The organism is Borreliella sinica (assembly GCF_033969665.2).
In the GTDB taxonomy this organism is placed as follows: Bacteria; Spirochaetota; Spirochaetia; order Borreliales; family Borreliaceae; genus Borreliella; species Borreliella sinica.
Map to the genome: position 1 here is coordinate 171,919 of NZ_CP135180.1, position 16,889 is coordinate 188,807.

Annotated in this window: 14 protein-coding genes and 1 tRNA gene; 3 read left to right on the forward strand and 12 right to left on the reverse strand. The window is 30.1% G+C overall.

Features of this window, described 5'->3' with window-relative positions:
- Nucleotides 1-57: 57 nt before the first annotated feature.
- Nucleotides 58-588 (reverse strand): Dps family protein, encoded by a 531-nt coding sequence (locus QIA41_RS00785; protein ID WP_320292165.1) that lies wholly within the window; start codon nt 586-588, stop codon nt 58-60.
- Between the two features lie 85 nt (nt 589-673).
- Here QIA41_RS00785 and QIA41_RS00790 point away from each other — a divergent pair, with 85 nt between their 5' ends.
- Together QIA41_RS00790 and QIA41_RS00795 are read left to right on the forward strand one after the other, a co-directional pair.
- The gene (locus tag QIA41_RS00790; protein ID WP_320292166.1) at nt 674-1,159 is read left to right on the forward strand and encodes a BB0689 family surface lipoprotein; all 486 of its coding nucleotides are present in this window, start codon (nt 674-676) and stop codon (nt 1,157-1,159) included.
- Between the two features lie 41 nt (nt 1,160-1,200).
- A tRNA-Val gene (locus tag QIA41_RS00795) sits at nt 1,201-1,274 on the forward strand.
- Between the two features lie 8 nt (nt 1,275-1,282).
- Here QIA41_RS00795 and mvk read toward each other — a convergent pair.
- From mvk to QIA41_RS00825, 6 genes are read right to left on the reverse strand one after another with little or no spacing between them, the layout of a single operon-like run.
- Entirely contained in the window at nt 1,283-2,176 is an 894-nt protein-coding gene (mvk, locus tag QIA41_RS00800) for a mevalonate kinase (RefSeq protein ID WP_320292167.1), read from the reverse strand.
- Nucleotides 2,170-3,123, reverse strand: coding sequence for a GHMP family kinase ATP-binding protein (locus QIA41_RS00805; RefSeq protein ID WP_320292168.1), 954 nt, complete (start codon nt 3,121-3,123; stop codon nt 2,170-2,172). The genes mvk and QIA41_RS00805 overlap by 7 nt, the downstream gene beginning before the upstream one ends.
- Nucleotides 3,114-4,052, reverse strand: a complete 939-nt coding sequence (gene mvaD, locus QIA41_RS00810; protein ID WP_320292169.1) for a diphosphomevalonate decarboxylase — start codon at nt 4,050-4,052, stop codon at nt 3,114-3,116. The genes QIA41_RS00805 and mvaD overlap by 10 nt, the downstream gene beginning before the upstream one ends.
- Entirely contained in the window at nt 4,030-5,304 is a 1,275-nt protein-coding gene (locus QIA41_RS00815; RefSeq protein ID WP_320292170.1) for a hydroxymethylglutaryl-CoA reductase, degradative, read from the reverse strand. Before QIA41_RS00815 ends, mvaD begins: the two co-directional genes overlap by 23 nt.
- Nucleotides 5,294-6,358 (reverse strand): type 2 isopentenyl-diphosphate Delta-isomerase, encoded by a 1,065-nt coding sequence (gene fni / locus QIA41_RS00820; RefSeq protein WP_320292171.1) that lies wholly within the window; start codon nt 6,356-6,358, stop codon nt 5,294-5,296. Before fni ends, QIA41_RS00815 begins: the two co-directional genes overlap by 11 nt.
- Nucleotides 6,342-7,565 carry a hydroxymethylglutaryl-CoA synthase gene (locus tag QIA41_RS00825; RefSeq protein WP_320292172.1) on the reverse strand — a complete coding sequence of 408 codons (1,224 nt, stop codon included), beginning with the start codon at nt 7,563-7,565 and terminating at the stop codon, nt 6,342-6,344. Before QIA41_RS00825 ends, fni begins: the two co-directional genes overlap by 17 nt.
- 94 nt (nt 7,566-7,659) lie before the next feature.
- Between QIA41_RS00825 and mnmA the strand changes: the two genes are divergently transcribed.
- Nucleotides 7,660-8,727 carry a tRNA 2-thiouridine(34) synthase MnmA gene (mnmA, locus tag QIA41_RS00830; protein ID WP_320292173.1) on the forward strand — a complete coding sequence of 356 codons (1,068 nt, stop codon included), beginning with the start codon at nt 7,660-7,662 and terminating at the stop codon, nt 8,725-8,727.
- Between the two features lie 41 nt (nt 8,728-8,768).
- Here the strand turns inward: mnmA and QIA41_RS00835 are convergent, their stop codons facing one another.
- The 5 genes from QIA41_RS00835 to QIA41_RS00855 form a co-directional block, all read right to left on the reverse strand.
- Nucleotides 8,769-10,670, reverse strand: coding sequence for a methyl-accepting chemotaxis protein (locus QIA41_RS00835; RefSeq protein WP_320292174.1), 1,902 nt, complete (start codon nt 10,668-10,670; stop codon nt 8,769-8,771).
- Nucleotides 10,671-10,702: 32 nt separating this feature from the next.
- Nucleotides 10,703-12,964: a methyl-accepting chemotaxis protein gene (locus QIA41_RS00840; protein ID WP_320292175.1), complete on the reverse strand. Its 2,262-nt coding sequence runs from the start codon at nt 12,962-12,964 to the stop codon at nt 10,703-10,705.
- Nucleotides 12,965-13,114: 150 nt separating this feature from the next.
- The gene (locus QIA41_RS00845) at nt 13,115-14,044 is read right to left on the reverse strand and encodes an ABC transporter permease (protein WP_320292176.1); all 930 of its coding nucleotides are present in this window, start codon (nt 14,042-14,044) and stop codon (nt 13,115-13,117) included.
- Nucleotides 14,013-15,167 (reverse strand): ABC transporter permease, encoded by a 1,155-nt coding sequence (locus tag QIA41_RS00850; RefSeq protein ID WP_320292177.1) that lies wholly within the window; start codon nt 15,165-15,167, stop codon nt 14,013-14,015. The genes QIA41_RS00845 and QIA41_RS00850 overlap by 32 nt, the downstream gene beginning before the upstream one ends.
- Nucleotides 15,168-16,766, reverse strand: coding sequence for an ABC transporter ATP-binding protein (locus QIA41_RS00855; protein ID WP_320292178.1), 1,599 nt, complete (start codon nt 16,764-16,766; stop codon nt 15,168-15,170).
- Nucleotides 16,767-16,889 lie beyond the last annotated feature (123 nt).

Below are 16,889 nucleotides of genomic sequence, written 5' to 3' on the forward strand. Positions count from 1 at the left end.
CTAGTCATTAATACAAATTAAACCTTTTAATAAAACTTATTACTTTTAATAAATTTGTTATTTTACATCGCGATTGCAACATTTGTGCCCATCATGACAAACACAATTACAATTTTCAAGCAATGCCTTATGCATCCATAAATACTTTTCAAGATCGCTTATGATGTCGTCCACAATATTAGCAGTACCATAATCACAGGCGGTATCAATCAATTTTCTCATTTCAAAAATATTTTTCAAAATCTCAGTAAGACTTAAAACAATGCTCTGCATTGAAAGTAAAAAATTAGAAGTCGATCCTTCATCAAGCTCCTTAAGAAAAGATTTTTTCATAAATTCAGAATATCTAAATTCAGAATCATATCCAAGCATTCTTGAGCGTTCCGCAACAATATCAATAATCTTTTCAATATATTCATAAAGCTCTTGGGTTTTTTTGTGAATAACAAAAAAATTAGTATCTTTTATATTCCAATGAATACCTCTTAAATTGGAATAAAAAATATGCAAACTTGCCAACAGTTCTTGTAATTTTAAGTGTATTTTTTCTGAATCATCCTTTTTTATATAACTCAAATACTTTTCCATAATTATCTCCCTAGTATAATTATTATAATACATAATGATATATAATTATAATTTTAAAAATATAATATATATAAAGGATACTTTAATGAAAAAATTGATTTTGATTTTTGCACTGTTTTTGTCTCAAGCATGCAATTTAGGTACAATACATCAAATAGATACAATACACCCAATAGATACAAAAGAAGATATGAAAATCCTATATTCAGAAATTGCTAAATTGAGGAAAAATTTGAATCTAAACCACCTAGAAATAGATAACACTCTTGAAAAAGTTGCAAAAGAATATGCTATCACACTAGGTGAAAATAGAACCCTAACGCATACTCTTTTTGGCACAACCCCAATGCAAAGAATACACAAATACGATAAATCTTTTAATTTAACAAGAGAAATACTAGCATCAGGAATTGAACTTGAAAGCGTAGTTAATGCATGGCTTAATAGCCCAGGACATAAAGAAGCTCTTATTAATACAGATACGGATAAAATGGGTGGCTATAGATTAAAAACAAATAACAATATAAATATATTTGTGGTTCTTTTTGGAAAAAGAAAAGAGAAGAATTGACACTATTAAAGCTTATAATGTATACTACTTATTAGTTAAAAGGGCTCATAGCTCAGTTGGTCAGAGCGCCTGCCTTACAAGCAGGATGTCGGGAGTTCGAATCTCTCTGGGCCCAAAAACAACCTAAACTTTAAGAACTTTTAACCCTAAAGTCAAGTTTACATTGGAATTTTCAAGGATATTATTTAGTTCTTTTTGGACCTTATTAGCTTTTTCCCAATTTTCAAAAAGAAAAATAAATGCCCCCCCTTTACCAGAACCACTTAACTTGCCAGAAAGAGCACCTAGCTTAATTCCGGTACTTATTACCCAATCAAGAGTATCATTGTATAATCCCAAACGCTTTAAACAATAATGTGCAACATTCATCTCGTTGGCTAAAGAATATACATCTTTATTCTGGAAAGAAACACAAGCATTATTTACAACAAGACCCAGCTTTTCAATAAAAACAAATAAATCAGAATTGGATAATAATTGTTTTTTTAAATTAAAAATTATTTCTTTAGTCGTAAAATCTCTTTTTATCGCTCCTATTAAAAAATAAAAACCAGAATTTTTTAATTTTATTGAATTTAAAACATCTTCTTTTTTCTCTAAATAAAAAGTTCCACCAAAATCAATCAGCCTAATATCCATTCCAGAAGATTTTCCATGAAAAATGTTTTCAATTTGATTTGCCAACAAAATTTTATTACAATCCCTATATTCAAAATGATTTGTAATATATTCTGAAAAACACAAACTAAGACTAGCAGAAGAACCAAGGCCAACTCCAATAGGAATTTTAGAAATTATACTAAACTCAATTGGATTAACTTTACCATAATTTGAAACAATAAAGCTTATCAGGTTATTTAATTTCGTATTAGCCTTTCCTAAATATTTCCAATTTTTAGACACACTGTAAACTACTTGCATATAAATTGGAACTGTAGCTCCAATGACTGGGAACCCATAAACAGCACTATGCTCACCAAAGAATAATATTTTAGCGGGCTTTATTATTCTTAACATTTATTGCTTTCAAACTTAATACTTTCTCGCTCTAAAACAATTGGAATAATTTTTGACAAATTAAAAGCTTTAATATTGGGTCTGTAAACTAAAAAAGTTTCATTTCCGGCACCCAAAGCTTTAATCAAATCACATTGATCTTGAAGGTGTTCAAAACTTGGAGGCAAAGCCGCAGAAACTCCTATTGCCTCTCCAATTGCCAATCCTAATTCTTTAGCTATTTTTAAACTAGAAATCAATGAAGACTTAGAGCTATTAACACTTGAAACAAGTTTTTTTATCTCCGAATTGTATTTCCATATAAAATCTAAAATAGAATCTCTATGTTTATTGTACTCATAAATAGAAGCGGTGGTTTTAACTGATTGCAAACCCCGCAGCAAATAAAAATCATTAAACTCTATAAAATCTAGCTGTCTGCATTTGGGAGCAAAACCACCTTCAAATTCAATAACACCTCCAAAAATACTAGTAGCAATATCATATCCACTACCTATTCCCCCTTGAGAATGCCGGTAAGCTTCCAAACAATATTTAAAAATTTCACCTTTATCGAAAATATTAGTAGCATTATAAATTAAAAAAAGCCCACAAACTATACCAATAGCAACAACAGCGCTTGAGCCAAATCCCTTTTTAGTTCCATCATTAAAGAAAAAATTACTTGTATCAATATAAACATCATACGCAAATCTCTCTAGATTAAAAAAACAATTTTGATTCAAGTAAGCAAACATTTTAAAAACAAAATCATTTTTATCTTCTATTAAAAAAAAATCGTCTATTTCTTTATTTTTGCTAAAGAAACGCCAAGAATCACTCTTTTTAAAAGAAAAAAATGCTCTCTTGTTAATAGCAATTGCCAACCCCAATCCTTTTTCCTCTAAAATAGCATACTCCCCCATTAGAAGCAAATTTCCAGGCACAGAAAAATTAATCAAATCCATTCTAAATTACACCCAACCTTTGAAACAATAAAATTAATACCAGTAAAATTTTGCTTAAGTCCTTTTAAAATAGTATTTAAATTTTTCTCCAAACAAAGAAACTTTACTTGGGGACCCGCATCCATTGTCTCAAATACAAAAATTCCCTCATTTCTCAAATTAGCAGCGTATTTAATTAAATCTATTGTACTATTTTTAAAATAAAAAATAGAAGATGCAAACATTAAAGCAAACATATTCTGATAACTTTTTACAATATTTTCTCCAAAACGTATAAAATCTTTTTTTAAAAAAAAATATAAAGCATCTTTAAAAATCTTTTTACTAGAAGCAATCCAAGCATCATAATAAAATTTATTGTGTTTACAAATATTCATTGCAACTCTTGAAGACAATTCTTTTTCATTACTATCAATGATTGCAAATATTATACGCAAATCATTAAAATAATACTGATCTCTTAATTGAAAAGATTCTTTTGAGCCTTCTTTCAAAATGGTAAACCCCCCATAAACAGCTCTTGCTGCGGAAGCTGATCCCACTCTTGCAAGATTAGATGCACTATTAAAGGAATATTTATTAAAATATTTTAAAATACAAGCAGCAATAGATGCAAAACCTGAGCTTGAACTTGCAAGACCTGCTGCTGTTGGAAAATTGTTTTCACTTTTAATTTTAAATCTAACATTTGGTTCACAAAGAATTTTTCTTGCATAATCAAAAAATATCTTCTCTCTACTTTGCAATGTAACTGGCCTTGAATTTAAAATTATTTCATCTCGATCCGAAAGTTCAAGTTCACTTATTGAATAAAATTTATCAATACTAACAGCAAGGCTAGAAGTTGCCGGAATGTTTAAAAAAACATCCTTCTTGCCCCAATACTTAATTAAAGCTAAACTTGGATTAACTTTGCACTTTACTTTCATTCTCTAACCTTATTTTCTTTAAAATTTTAAAAGCAAAATCAAAAGAATAAATATCCATTTTTTCCATTTCTAATAATAATTTGTCTTTCTCTAAATCAGAAATATTATATTTTGTTTTCAAAAGATAAAGTATTTTATTAACATGCAACCTCATATGACCCTTTTGAATTCCATCAAATGCAAGAGCTCTTAATGCAGCAAAATTACTAGCTAGCCCAACACAAGAAAGAATGCCAATAAATTCACTCTTACTACTTACATTCATAATTTTAAAACTTAAAATTGAAGCCTCGTTAAAGGACATAACCCCGCCTTTAGTTCCAACTTGCAAAGGAATTTCAATTTCTCCAACCAAAGCATTATCAATAGTATAAAATTTGCTAAGGGGAAGATATTTGCCACTTTTTGAAGCAAATTTATGAACAGAGGCCTCAAGCGCCCTAGTATCATTAAAAGTCGCAAGACACACCCCTGTAATTCCATTCATAATACCTTTATTATTAGTAACAGCTCGTTCCTCTTCGTAAAAACCTATGCTAGAAATAAGTTCAATTTTTTTAGCCAAATCCCAAGAATCCTCTCTATTCGATGACAAATGATTAAAATCTAAAACAAAACGGGCTTTGGCTGTGAATTCACTAATGTCATTGCTTAAAACCTTTAAAACACACTCATATCCAAATTCTAAAAAAATATATTCTGCTACACGCTCTGCAATTGAATTTAGTAAATTAGCCCCCATAGCATCACAAGTATCCAAATAAAGATTCAATTTTTGAATACCAAGCTCTTTAATATAGCTGGTTGATAATCCTCTAAATCCACCCCCTCTTTGATTCATATTCACTAAAAGGGGTTCAATCCAAGCTTTAATTTTATCACCAAGATCAACGAAATTTTTACTTAAATCTTTTCCCGTTTTTACATAAATTTGAGAAATTCCAAACACTTCACCCAAAGAATACTTCAAATTAGCATTTTCAAGAATTTTTGCAGCAAAATTTAAGGCAGCAACAACAGAAGATTCTTCTATTGCAATAGGTAGAGAATAATATTTACCGTTTATTTTCAAATTTTTTACAATTCCAATAGGAAAAGATAAATATCCAATATAATTTTCTATCATATTAACAAGAAAATCTTCATTGGCATTATCATAAAAAAAATCTTTAAAAGATAATCCTAGAAAACTTTTTATCTCTTGTCTTTTTTCTAAAATACTTTTATGTCTAAAATTTTTACTAAGTTCCATAAAACTGCTTAAAAGCTCCAAGCTCATCAAGCAAATAGCTGCTCAAAAAATATTTATTATTCCTAAGTTCTGATAAACTTTTACTCCCACTTAAAAACATAGACATTTTCAAAACATGCTCATAATCAGAAAAAAGACTAAATACAGCATCTTCCCCTAAATCATAAAAAGCTCTAAGAACAACCGCTGCAACGCCTATAAGCCTAGCCCCAAGAGCTATGCCTTTGACAATATCCATGCCAGTCTCATATCCACCAGATGCAAAAATATTGGTCTTCAGAGAATCGTCAATACTAAGCAAAGTAAAAATCGAAGGAATACCCCAATCAGAAAAACAAGATGCAATATTTAGATTATCACCTTTAATGCCTTCTACTAGAACCCAATTGGTTCCGCCACTTCCTGCAAGATCAATATAAGAAACACCAAGCTTAAACAATTCCTTAACATCGTTTGGTGAAATTCCAAAACCTGTCTCTTTGACAATCAGTGGAACACTTAGGAAATCAGACAACTTGGCTATTGACTCTTTTATGCCTTTAAAATTTCTATCTCCATCAACATTCATCAATTCCTGCCCTGCATTAAGATGAACAATAATTGCATCAACTTCCAATCTCTTGATCATTTCAGATACCTTATGAATACCAAATTCAACAATCTGAACAGCACCAACATTAGCAAACAAAGGAATATTACAAGCATATTTTTTAAGAGTAAAGTCTTTTACATGTTCGGGATACTTAAACAAAAGTTTAAAAGAACCTAAGCCGATCGGAATTTTTAAATAATTTGCAATTTTAACTAAAGATTTATTAAAATCATTTCCTTCTTTGCCGCCTCCTGTCATGGAAGAAATAAAAACAGGCATGCTAATATTGTATCCAAATATTTCTTCTTTTATGCTTATCTCAGAAAAATTAAAATCGCTAAGAGCGTTATGTTTTAGCTTAATAAACTTTAAAAAATTGCATCCACTTTTAACATCATTTTTATTTAAACAAATCTCAATATGTTTTTTTTTATTTTCAATTATATTAGGCTCGATACCCATAAACTCGGTATCCATCATTTCTTAATTCTTTTAAATAAAATCCTCTAGATTCACCGGGAACTATTTTGTTTTGAAAAAAATCTTTATATTCTTCAAAACTTGCATTATTTCTATTTTTTAAAAGCCAATCAAGATCCCATAATTTAACAACGTCGAAAGCACCTTTTTCAATAGTAAATTCATAAATAACCATAATATTGCCAGATCCATAAGAACAAAACAATATTTTTTCTCCAGAAATATCTTTTTTGGAAAATACTCTTTTTAAATAAAATGCTAAAGACAGAAAAATTGAACCGGCATATAAATTCCCCACTTCCATAGCAGCTTCAACGCCATCATAAAAATCAATTGATTCTAAATAAGCATTTCTATCAGATTCGTCATCACTATAATATTTCTTTAAAATATAATGCATTGAATCTATTGGCATCTTAGCAAAAGGAACATGTAAAACAAATCTATAGTTAGAAAATAAATCTTTCATACTAAGTTGCTTCTTGGCAGCAAAATCTTTTAAAGCATTTTCGTTTGCATTATTGTAACATTCAACTGAATATCGCCCCTTAACCTTAGCTTCAATACTTCCAAAAGGTCTGAAAAAATCATCAACATCATCGGTGTAAACTCCAAATTCAGATAAATTGATAGAAAGCAACTTTGGATTTTTTTCAACCAGAATTGCAGTTGCACCGGCTCCTTGAGTAATCTCGGCCGTAGTAAGATTGCTATAATGCGCAATATCTGAAGAAAAAACTATTCCGTATTCAGAATTATTAGAATGGCTTAAAACACTTGCTACGCCGTGCAAAGACATAGCAGCCCCGGCACACGCATGCTGAACTTGGAAAGTTAGAAAATTATTTCCCAAACAAATACCGGACTGTTTTAAAGCTCCAAAAACATAAGAAGAAATTGCTTTTGAATGATCAACACCAGTCTCAGTTCCACCTAAAAGCATTCTAATTTTGCTTAAATCAAGATTATTATTATCAAAAATAAGCTTAACAGCCGAACTTGCCATGGTTACACTATCTTCATTGGGACTGGTAAACCTAAAACCTTTTTGCAAAGTTGCATCTATTGCTCTCTTAATTTTTTTAAAAAAAACTTCATTAGAAGAATATAAAGAATTTTTTAAAAGAATAGAAAAGTCTAAATAATTTAAAGGTAAAAAAATCCTAATATCACTAATACCTATTTTCATATATTCCTCCACCGCATTAATGGACTTAAGTATTATATTATAATTTACAAAAATTATCAAAATCTTATATAATGAAACCTAAAAAGGAAAGTTTATGAAAATAGCTGTACTTTTATCCGGAGGGGTTGATAGTTCTGTTGCCCTTTATAAAATTATAAGCAAAGGATACTCAAATATAAAATGCTACTATCTAAAAATTTGGCTAGAAGATGAACTGTCTTATATTGGAAACTGCCCCTGGCAAGAAGATTTAAATCACATTGAAGCTGTATGTAACAAATTTAATGTACCGTATGAAATAATAAACTTTCAAAAAGAATATTATAATAAAGTAGTAAGTTACACTATTGAAGAACTAAAAAATGGCAATACCCCTAGTCCAGATATTTTTTGCAATCAGAGAATAAAGTTTGGAGCATTTTTTGAGAAAATCAATCAACAATATGATTTGGTTGTCACAGGACATTACGCTAAAATACAAAAAAAAGAAAAAAAATTTTTTTTAAAACAGGCAAAAGATAAAATTAAAGACCAAAGTTATTTTTTATCTCACCTCTCTCAAAGCCAAATTTCAAAACTATATTTCCCTTTGGGGACATTGCTTAAAAGCGAGGTAAGACAAATTGCTAAAAGCATAAATTTGCCCAACAAGGATAGAAAAGATAGCCAAGGTATTTGCTTTTTGGGAAAAATCAAATATAACGAATTTATCAAATATCACCTTGGCGAAAAAAAGGGTAATATAATCGAAAAAGAAACAGGGAAAATAATAGGGATCCACAACGGATATTGGTTTTTTACAGTTGGACAAAGAAGAGGAATTAAGCTTAGCAATGGACCATGGTTCGTAATAGAAAAAGATTTAGAAAAAAATATTGTATATATCTCCCATAACGAGAATTATTCAAAACAAGCAAAACGCAAATTTTCGGTTCACGAAATACATTGGATAAATGGCATACCTTCGGATTTTGAAAATTTAAAAATCAAAATAAGACATGGGGAAAAGAAATACTCTTGCAAATTAAAACTTATTACAAATAATTTAATTGAAATTTCTTTAAATAGAAAAGATTACGGAATCTCTCCTGGACAATTTGCAATTTTTTATAAAAATACAGAATGTCTGGGGGGCGCTAAAATTTTTAAAATCATAGAATAATAATCGACCAAGAAGTTAGAGAAGATTTTTCAATCTTCTACTTACTTTTCAATCTTAAAGTAATCAACAGATTCTTTTAAATCTTTTACACTCTCTAGCATTTTTTCAGACATTGCAGAAAGCTCTTCGCTACTTGAAGCTGTAGTCTGAACTAACTGACTAACCTGCTCTATTGCATTTTTAAATTGATCTATTTGAACACTTTGCTTAGAACTTTCATCAGAAATATTTTTCACAAGTTTAGCCGTTTGCTCCATACCAGGAACTATTTGCTCAAAATTTTCTCCAGCACGACTTGCAACAGTCAAACTTCTATTTGCAATATCAATAATTTCTCTTGCCGATTCCTTGCTTTGATCTGCAAGCTTTCTAACCTCAGCGGCCACCACTTCAAACCCTTTACCTTTTTCTCCTACTCGTGCGGCTTCAATTGAAGCATTCAAAGCAAGCAAATTGGTTTGTCTTGTTATCTCGTCAATAATTCCAATCTTTTCAGTAATTACAGTCATTGCCTCAATAGCTTTAACAACAGATTTATGCCCTTCTTTAGTTCTATCATTAGTATTAACAGCAATTTTCTCAGTAGTAGATGCATTTTCAGTATTCTCAGAAACACCTTGTGATATTTGCTCAATATTTGCCGTCATTTGCTCTAAAGTAGACGCCTGCTCAACAGCGCCCGAACTTAAATTTTGACTTGCATTTGCTATTTGAATAGCATTTTCATAAAGATAATCTAAGTTTTCAATGACCCCCTTAGCAACTGAAGAAAAATTAGTTCTCAAATGTTCAAGACCTTCGTATAAACTATACAACTCTACAGTATCCCATTTACCAAAATTAATATCAGCAGTAAAATTACCAGAAGCAAGTCGCTCGGAATATTCTAATATCTTATTCAAAGAAGAGCTCAATTTTTTTACAAGATAAAGAGTTGCAATAGCAAGAATAAGTAACGTAAATACAAAACTAATACTCAAGATTAAAGATGTGGCCCGAGACATGTAATAAAAATCATCTTCTGAGACTCTCATTAAAAGAATAAACTTATTATTAGACAAGTTTAACAATACTTTTTGGCTAATCCCCACATATTTTTTGCTGGTAATAGGATCATAATAATAAACAGTTGAAATTTCTTTATTTTTTTGCAACAAATCATCGGATGTTTTCTTAAGAATATTGGAATAAGAGGCACTAATATCAGTCATAACATCACCTGGGAATACCGTATGATGAACTAAGAATCTACCCGTGGTATCATAAGCTAAAGCACGTCCGCTAGAGAGTATCCCAAAATTAATTCCCCTAAAAGACCTATATATATAATCCATTGAATAAAAAAACATAAAATATCCAAAAATGTCACCGGTGACAAAATCTCTTAATGGTATACCTATCAATATGTAGGGAATCTGGCCTTTTTTATTTTTTATCTTAGAAATATTTTTAACTAAAGACTCCTCAATAGAACCGGGCTCTGCCAACATGACAAAGGAATTGTAAACAATACTTTGAGACTCTTTAAGTTTTCTAAAATATTCTCTATCTTCAATAGATTTGCCAAAATCGCTATTATCCTTAACAGCCGTAGTAAAAATTATTTCGCCTTCCTTATTTGTAACCATCATGTTACTACCAGTTTGAACAAGAATTTCAGATTGATCTGAAATAAAACCCAATCTTTTGGACTTAATTTTACTATCCCCATTAAATTTTTCAGCCGAATTAAAATACATGGAACTAACTTTAACTTTCTCTTCCATTGAAGAAACATAAAGATTAAAAGAATTTTTAATGTTTCCAATAAGATTTATCATAAGATCAAACTGCTGATCCACCAATTTACTATTAATCAACATTCCAAACACAAAAAACAAAATTGATATAAAGAATGCTATTAGAATAAGAACAAGTAGCAACATCCTAGCTTTCAGTTTCATACTAACCACCTCTTTTTTACAAAAAATAAATTCTAAAACTCTGAAAAATCATCATCAAAATTCAAATCCTTATCAGCAATATCGATAGCTTTTTTAGGATCAACTCGTTTATTAATAGTTCTCATAGAAGGCTCGCCTTCAATACTTAAAGAATAATCACTATACCTACTGCTATTTAAAGTTGAAATTCCATTGCTTTTCAAATTCTGATTTTCATTTTTAAAAGAATTCTCAGGAGAATCTATTACATTAAAATCGTAATTACTATCTTCCATGTCCTCAATCTTAGAATCTTTAATCTTGAAAAATAATACAGATTTCCTGAGTTCCTTAGATTTTTCTAGCATTTTATCGGACATACTAGAAAGTTGCTCACTACTTGAAGCTGAAGACTGAACAACTTCTCCAACCTGGTCTAAAGCCATCTTAAATTGAGCAATTTGATCGCTCTGCTTAGAACTACCTTCTGAGATCTTCTTAACAAGATTAGTTGTTTCTTCTATTTCGGGCAACATTTCTTTAAAGATCACCCCCGCCTCAGTTGCTACTTTAGAATTATCTTCAACTAGCTCACCAATCTCAAGAGCCGAAATTTTACTAAGATCAGCCAATTTTCTAATCTCACTAGCCACAACAGCAAATCCCTTTCCTTCATCACCCGCTCTTGCAGCTTCAATAGCTGCATTCAAAGCTAGCAAATTAGTCTTTCTAGCTATTTCTTCAATGACGCTAACTTTCTCTACAATATCTTGCATAGCAATAACAGATTCTTCAACAGCCTTACCACCTATCTGGGAACTTTCATTTGTCTTTAAAGCTATTTGCTCCGTTTCATAAGAATTATTCGCGCTCATATTGACACCTGACGCTATTTGCTCAACATTAGCTGACATTTCTTCAAGAGCAGATGCCTGCTGTAGCGCACTAGAGCTTAAATTTTGACTTGAACTAGCAACTTCTAAACTTGCCTTATTTACATAACTAATATTTCTTAAAACACTAGCAATTGCTAAAGAGATAGCTTTTTTCATTTTTACAACCTGAAGACTTAACATGCTAAGTTCATCAAAAAAATCATCACAATCATCAAGGGCATAATCTTTATCTAAATTGCCCTTAACCATGTCTTGAACTAAAACTCTAATTGTATTTAAACGAAAACTAATAATCCTATCTATTCTCATCAAAAGAACACTGCTTAGTACAATAATGCCTAAAATAGAATACAAAATATACTGAAATTTTAGACTAGATATTACTCCATAAATATCTTTATAAGGAAGCCTAGCAATAAGTACTCCGCTTTTCTCTCCCAATTTACTACTTATGGGCAACATTGCATAATAACACTCTTCTCCCATTTCGGAAAAAAGTATTCTATCAACAGTATAAACCGACAATTCAGTGGGAGTATTTGACGGAATAGGTGGTTTAGAAAAAATGTCTTTAAGAATATTTAAAAATTTAGAACTAACTCTACTAGTTTCATTGTATTCTTCAAAAGGATTAACCGCTATATTATTAGGATCTATATAAATAAAATTGCCTCTTTTGTAAAATCCAAATTTAAACCTATCAAAACCATCAGCTAAAACATCATTAAGCAAATATCCAGCCAAATAGCCACAAACAAGTTTATCCTCTGGAGAATATACAGGAACAATTATTACAAAAGCCTTTTTTTCATTTTGCCTAGACCTAATGGCAACCTCTGCAGATATTCCTTCAGAAAGATTTGAATACCAACCTACAAATTTCAATTGATTTTGCCTATAATCCTCAACCGCTTTTTTAAAATAATTAGTATTAGCCTCAGAATGACCAAAATCCATATTATTTTCATGCCTTGTGCTAACAATTATTCTCCCTTCAAAATCAAAAAACGCTAATTCTTCAAAAAAGGTATCATTTTTAAGATTAGCCATAAAATTGTATAAGTATCGTCTATATTTTTTATTCACCTTTACAGAATCAATAACAAATTTTGAATTTTTTCTTAAATCCATCAATTCAGATTCAGAGAAATCTTTTCCTCTATTCTCAGAAATTGCAAATTCAGATATGGTTTCAAGTGCCAAATTAGAAGCTGCACCATGGATAATAACATAAAGGGTATCTAAAAAAGATTGCGTAGAAAAAGCTGCTCTTCTTACTTGAGCCCTTGTAAGTTGCTTATAATAATTTTCTAAATAACCGCATAAAACAAAATTAAAAATCATAGAAAAAAGTAACAGTATAAAAATTAAAAACAATAATAAAAATCCAACAAACCTATATTTAAGCTTCAATAGCATAAAAACTACCTCACAAATCACCTACTTATTTAATCAAACAAACTCAAGACCAAAAGGGTATCAAAAAAAAATTTACAGCAAAAAACTGAAAACTCTTAAAAATTTAAAAGAATTTTCATAACATGAAAAAATATAAGTTGTTATTGACTGCTAATGTTTTTTGTAAGGTATTCCTAAAAACTTAGGTGCATAATTTTTTTTTGAAAAAAAGATAAGACTTAAAATAATAATTAAATACGGGGTAATAACCAATATTTTAGGGGACATTATTAAAGACAAAAAAGGTGATTGAGCTAAAACAATTGCCAAAGTTTTCATAAATGAAAACAACAAACTGCCCATTAAAACTCCCAAAGGTGTCCATTTGCCAAAAATTAACATTACAATAGCAATAAACCCTTGACCACCTGTAATTCCTTGCACATAGCTTGATGCGATCACCGTTGTAAGAACAGCTCCCGAAATCCCTGCTAAAAATCCGCTCAAAAGTACACAGAAAAATCTAATTTTATTTACACTAACTCCAACGGACTCCAATACCTCTGGATTTTCACCACTAGCATTAATCCTAAGCCCAATTTTAGTATATTTGAAAATAATATGAAATAAAACCACGCCCAACAATGCCATGAATACAGAATATCTTTTACCAAAAATTTGGAATATAAAAGACGTTTTGCTTAAAATTCCATCAAAAAGTATCGGCAACTTTATTTCTATAGGTGGAGTTGAAATAGAAGAAAAAATTAAAGTGCTTATAAAAACAGCAATAGCGGGTCCTAAAAAATTAAGCGCCATTCCGGTTATAACTTGATCTGATTTTAAAAAAATTGTAAAAACAGCATGCAAAATAGCAAGCACAAGGCCCGACAGTCCACCAACAAAAATTGCAAATAATGGGTCACTTGTAAAATATGCAGCTGTAGCTCCTGAAAATGCCCCTATTGTCATCATTCCCTCAAGTCCAATATTGATAATTCCACTTTTCTCACTTATAAGACCCCCAAGGCCAGCTAAAATCAAAGTTTGAGAATTTATTAAAGTTTCACTAATCAAGAATATTATTATATTTGACGACACTCTTAGCACCTTTTAAAAAAATTTTATTCAAAAAATAACTAGCAGAAATTACAAGAACAATTATTCCCATCATCAAAGATACAATTGAAGATGGAAGCCCCATTAAACTTTGAACTCTACTGCTTCCATAAAGCAATATAGAAAAAAGAATACTGGAAAATATAATACCAATCGGCGAATTGTTTCCCATCAAAGAAGTAGCTATTCCATTAAAACCAATTCCTTCCATATAAGAAAGCTTAAATATAGCTTTATTAACACCCATAACTTGAATAGCACCAGCAAGGCCTGCAACAGCTGCTGAGAGAAACATTGAAAAGATTAGCACGGCTTTTACATTAATACCCATACATCTTGAAGCTTCAATATTATTTCCTATGGCATTTATTTTAAATCCAATAACAGTTTTATTAAGCAAAAACCATATTAAAATAGCAAAAATTATTCCCAAAATTATTCCAAAATGAAGAGGCGCTTTTAAAAGCTCATTAACAAAAGGATGTAAAGCCCTATAAGCAAAACCTTCTGGGGAGAGTTTCCAAGAACCTAAAAAATCAATATATGCGCTTTCTTTAATGGGCTTTGAAAAATCGCTATTATCTCTTTTAATAAAACTAAAATCTAAAATTATGTTATTCAAATGAAACAATATCCAATTAAACATTATTCCTGAAATCACTTCACTAATATTAAACTTAGTTTTTAGATACCCAATTAAAATCCCTAAACCACCTGACGCTAAAAAAGTAATAACAAAAATGGCAATTACATGTAAAATTGGGGGCAAATCAAGTAAAATCGATGCTATTAAAGCGATAATAGATCCTAGTATAAATTGACCTTCAACCCCAATATTAAAAAGGCCTGCTTTTAAAGAAATACCAATAGAAAGACCGGTAAAAATCAAAGGAGCTGCATAACTTAATATATAACCTAAATGCTTAGGAGAGGAAAATATAATATCTAGTATTATAAAATACATTCTAAAAGGAGAATAGCCAAACACCGCAACAACTAGCCCAACAATTAAAAATCCAATAAATAGAGCAAAAAAACTAACAAATGCCGAAGAATTTAAAAATTTCAATATAAATTTGTTGAATACGTTTTTACTAATTATCATTTAGCTTAAACCTATCATCATTTTACCAATAACATCAATATCAAAATTGTTCTCTAAAATACCCACTATTCTCCCATCATGCATTACAGCTATCCTATCACAAACATTAACAAGCTCATCGAGCTCAAGAGAAACTAATAAGACAGACCTACCTGCATCTCTTTGCTCTATTATTCTTTTATAAACATTCTCAACAGCTCCAATATCAAGACCCCTTGTGGGCTGAATAGCTAAAAGAATATCGGGCTCTAAACTGATCTCACGAGCAATAATAACTTTTTGCTGATTACCCCCAGATAAATATTTTACCTTATTTAAAATATTTCTTGGTCTAATGTCAAAATAATTCACAAGTTGATTACTCATTTTTTTTAAAATGCTAAGATCAAACCCTACAAATTGTCTTTTAATCTTATCAAATTGTCTTTTAATAAAATTGAAAAAATTAAAATTACTCTTTAAATGAATATTTTTTAATCTCAAGTAATCAGGATTATCAAAGCTCTTAAGTCCAATATTTTGCATAACATTGAATTCTAAAATAAGACCATGCCTTTGCCTGTCCGAAGGAATATTGCCAATTTTTTTATCTATTATTTGCTTAATCGTTAAACTCTTTAAAGATTCAAAATCCCCTGAAGAATTCTTTTTAAGAATGTCCCCCTTAAATATGCTTTTCAAACCCAAAATTGCATCAACTAAATCCTCTTGGCCACTTCCTTCAATACCTGCTATCCCAAGAATTTCACCATTCCTCAGGCTAAAATTAACGTCTTTAACTTTTAAAATCCCCCTCTCATCTTTAACACTTAAATTCTTTATTTCAAGAACATTAAAATGATTTTCAAATCGAATTTTAGAAGAGCGAAGTGTAACCTCTTTGCCTATCATTAATTTTGTAAGATCTTTATCATCAATCTCAGTAATATTAACAGTTTTCACAACCTTACCTAGGCGCATAATTGTACATTGCTTTGCAATAGACCTAATTTCTTTTATTTTATGAGTAATAAGTATTACAGTATGGCCTTCTTGAGTAAGCACTTTTAAAATATTTATAAAATCATCAACTTCACTTGGAGCAAGCACTGCAGTAGGTTCATCAAAAATAATAATATCTGCATTTCGATAAAGAACTTTCAATATCTCTATTTTTTGCTCCATACCAACACTCAAGTCTTCAACCTTTTTTTCTAAATCTATCTTTAAACCATACTTTTCTGAAAGATAACTTATTTTTCTTTTGGCCTTTTTGTAATCAATAAATCCAAATTTTGAATTTTCATAACCTAAAATAATATTCTGAACAGCAGTAAATTGTGGAATTAACATAAAATGTTGAAAAACCATTCCAATCCCATTTCGAATAGCCTCACTTGAATCTTTAAAGCTTACATCTTGGCCTTTTAAAATAATCCGACCACTACTAACTTGATGAATTCCATAAATAATCTTCATTAAGGTAGTCTTTCCAGCACCATTTTCTCCAAGAATAGCATGAACTTCGCCTGCTTTAAATTTAATAGAAACATCATCATTGGCAATAAAATCGCCATACTTTTTTGTAATATTTTTTAATATTAGTATATCTTCTCTCATCAAGCTTTAATCCTAATAAATATTAAACATAAATGACTTACAACATTCTATTCTAATAAAATATGATAAAGCTTAAAATTTATATTTTCAATAGTATCTTTACACTTTAATAAACAAAATAAA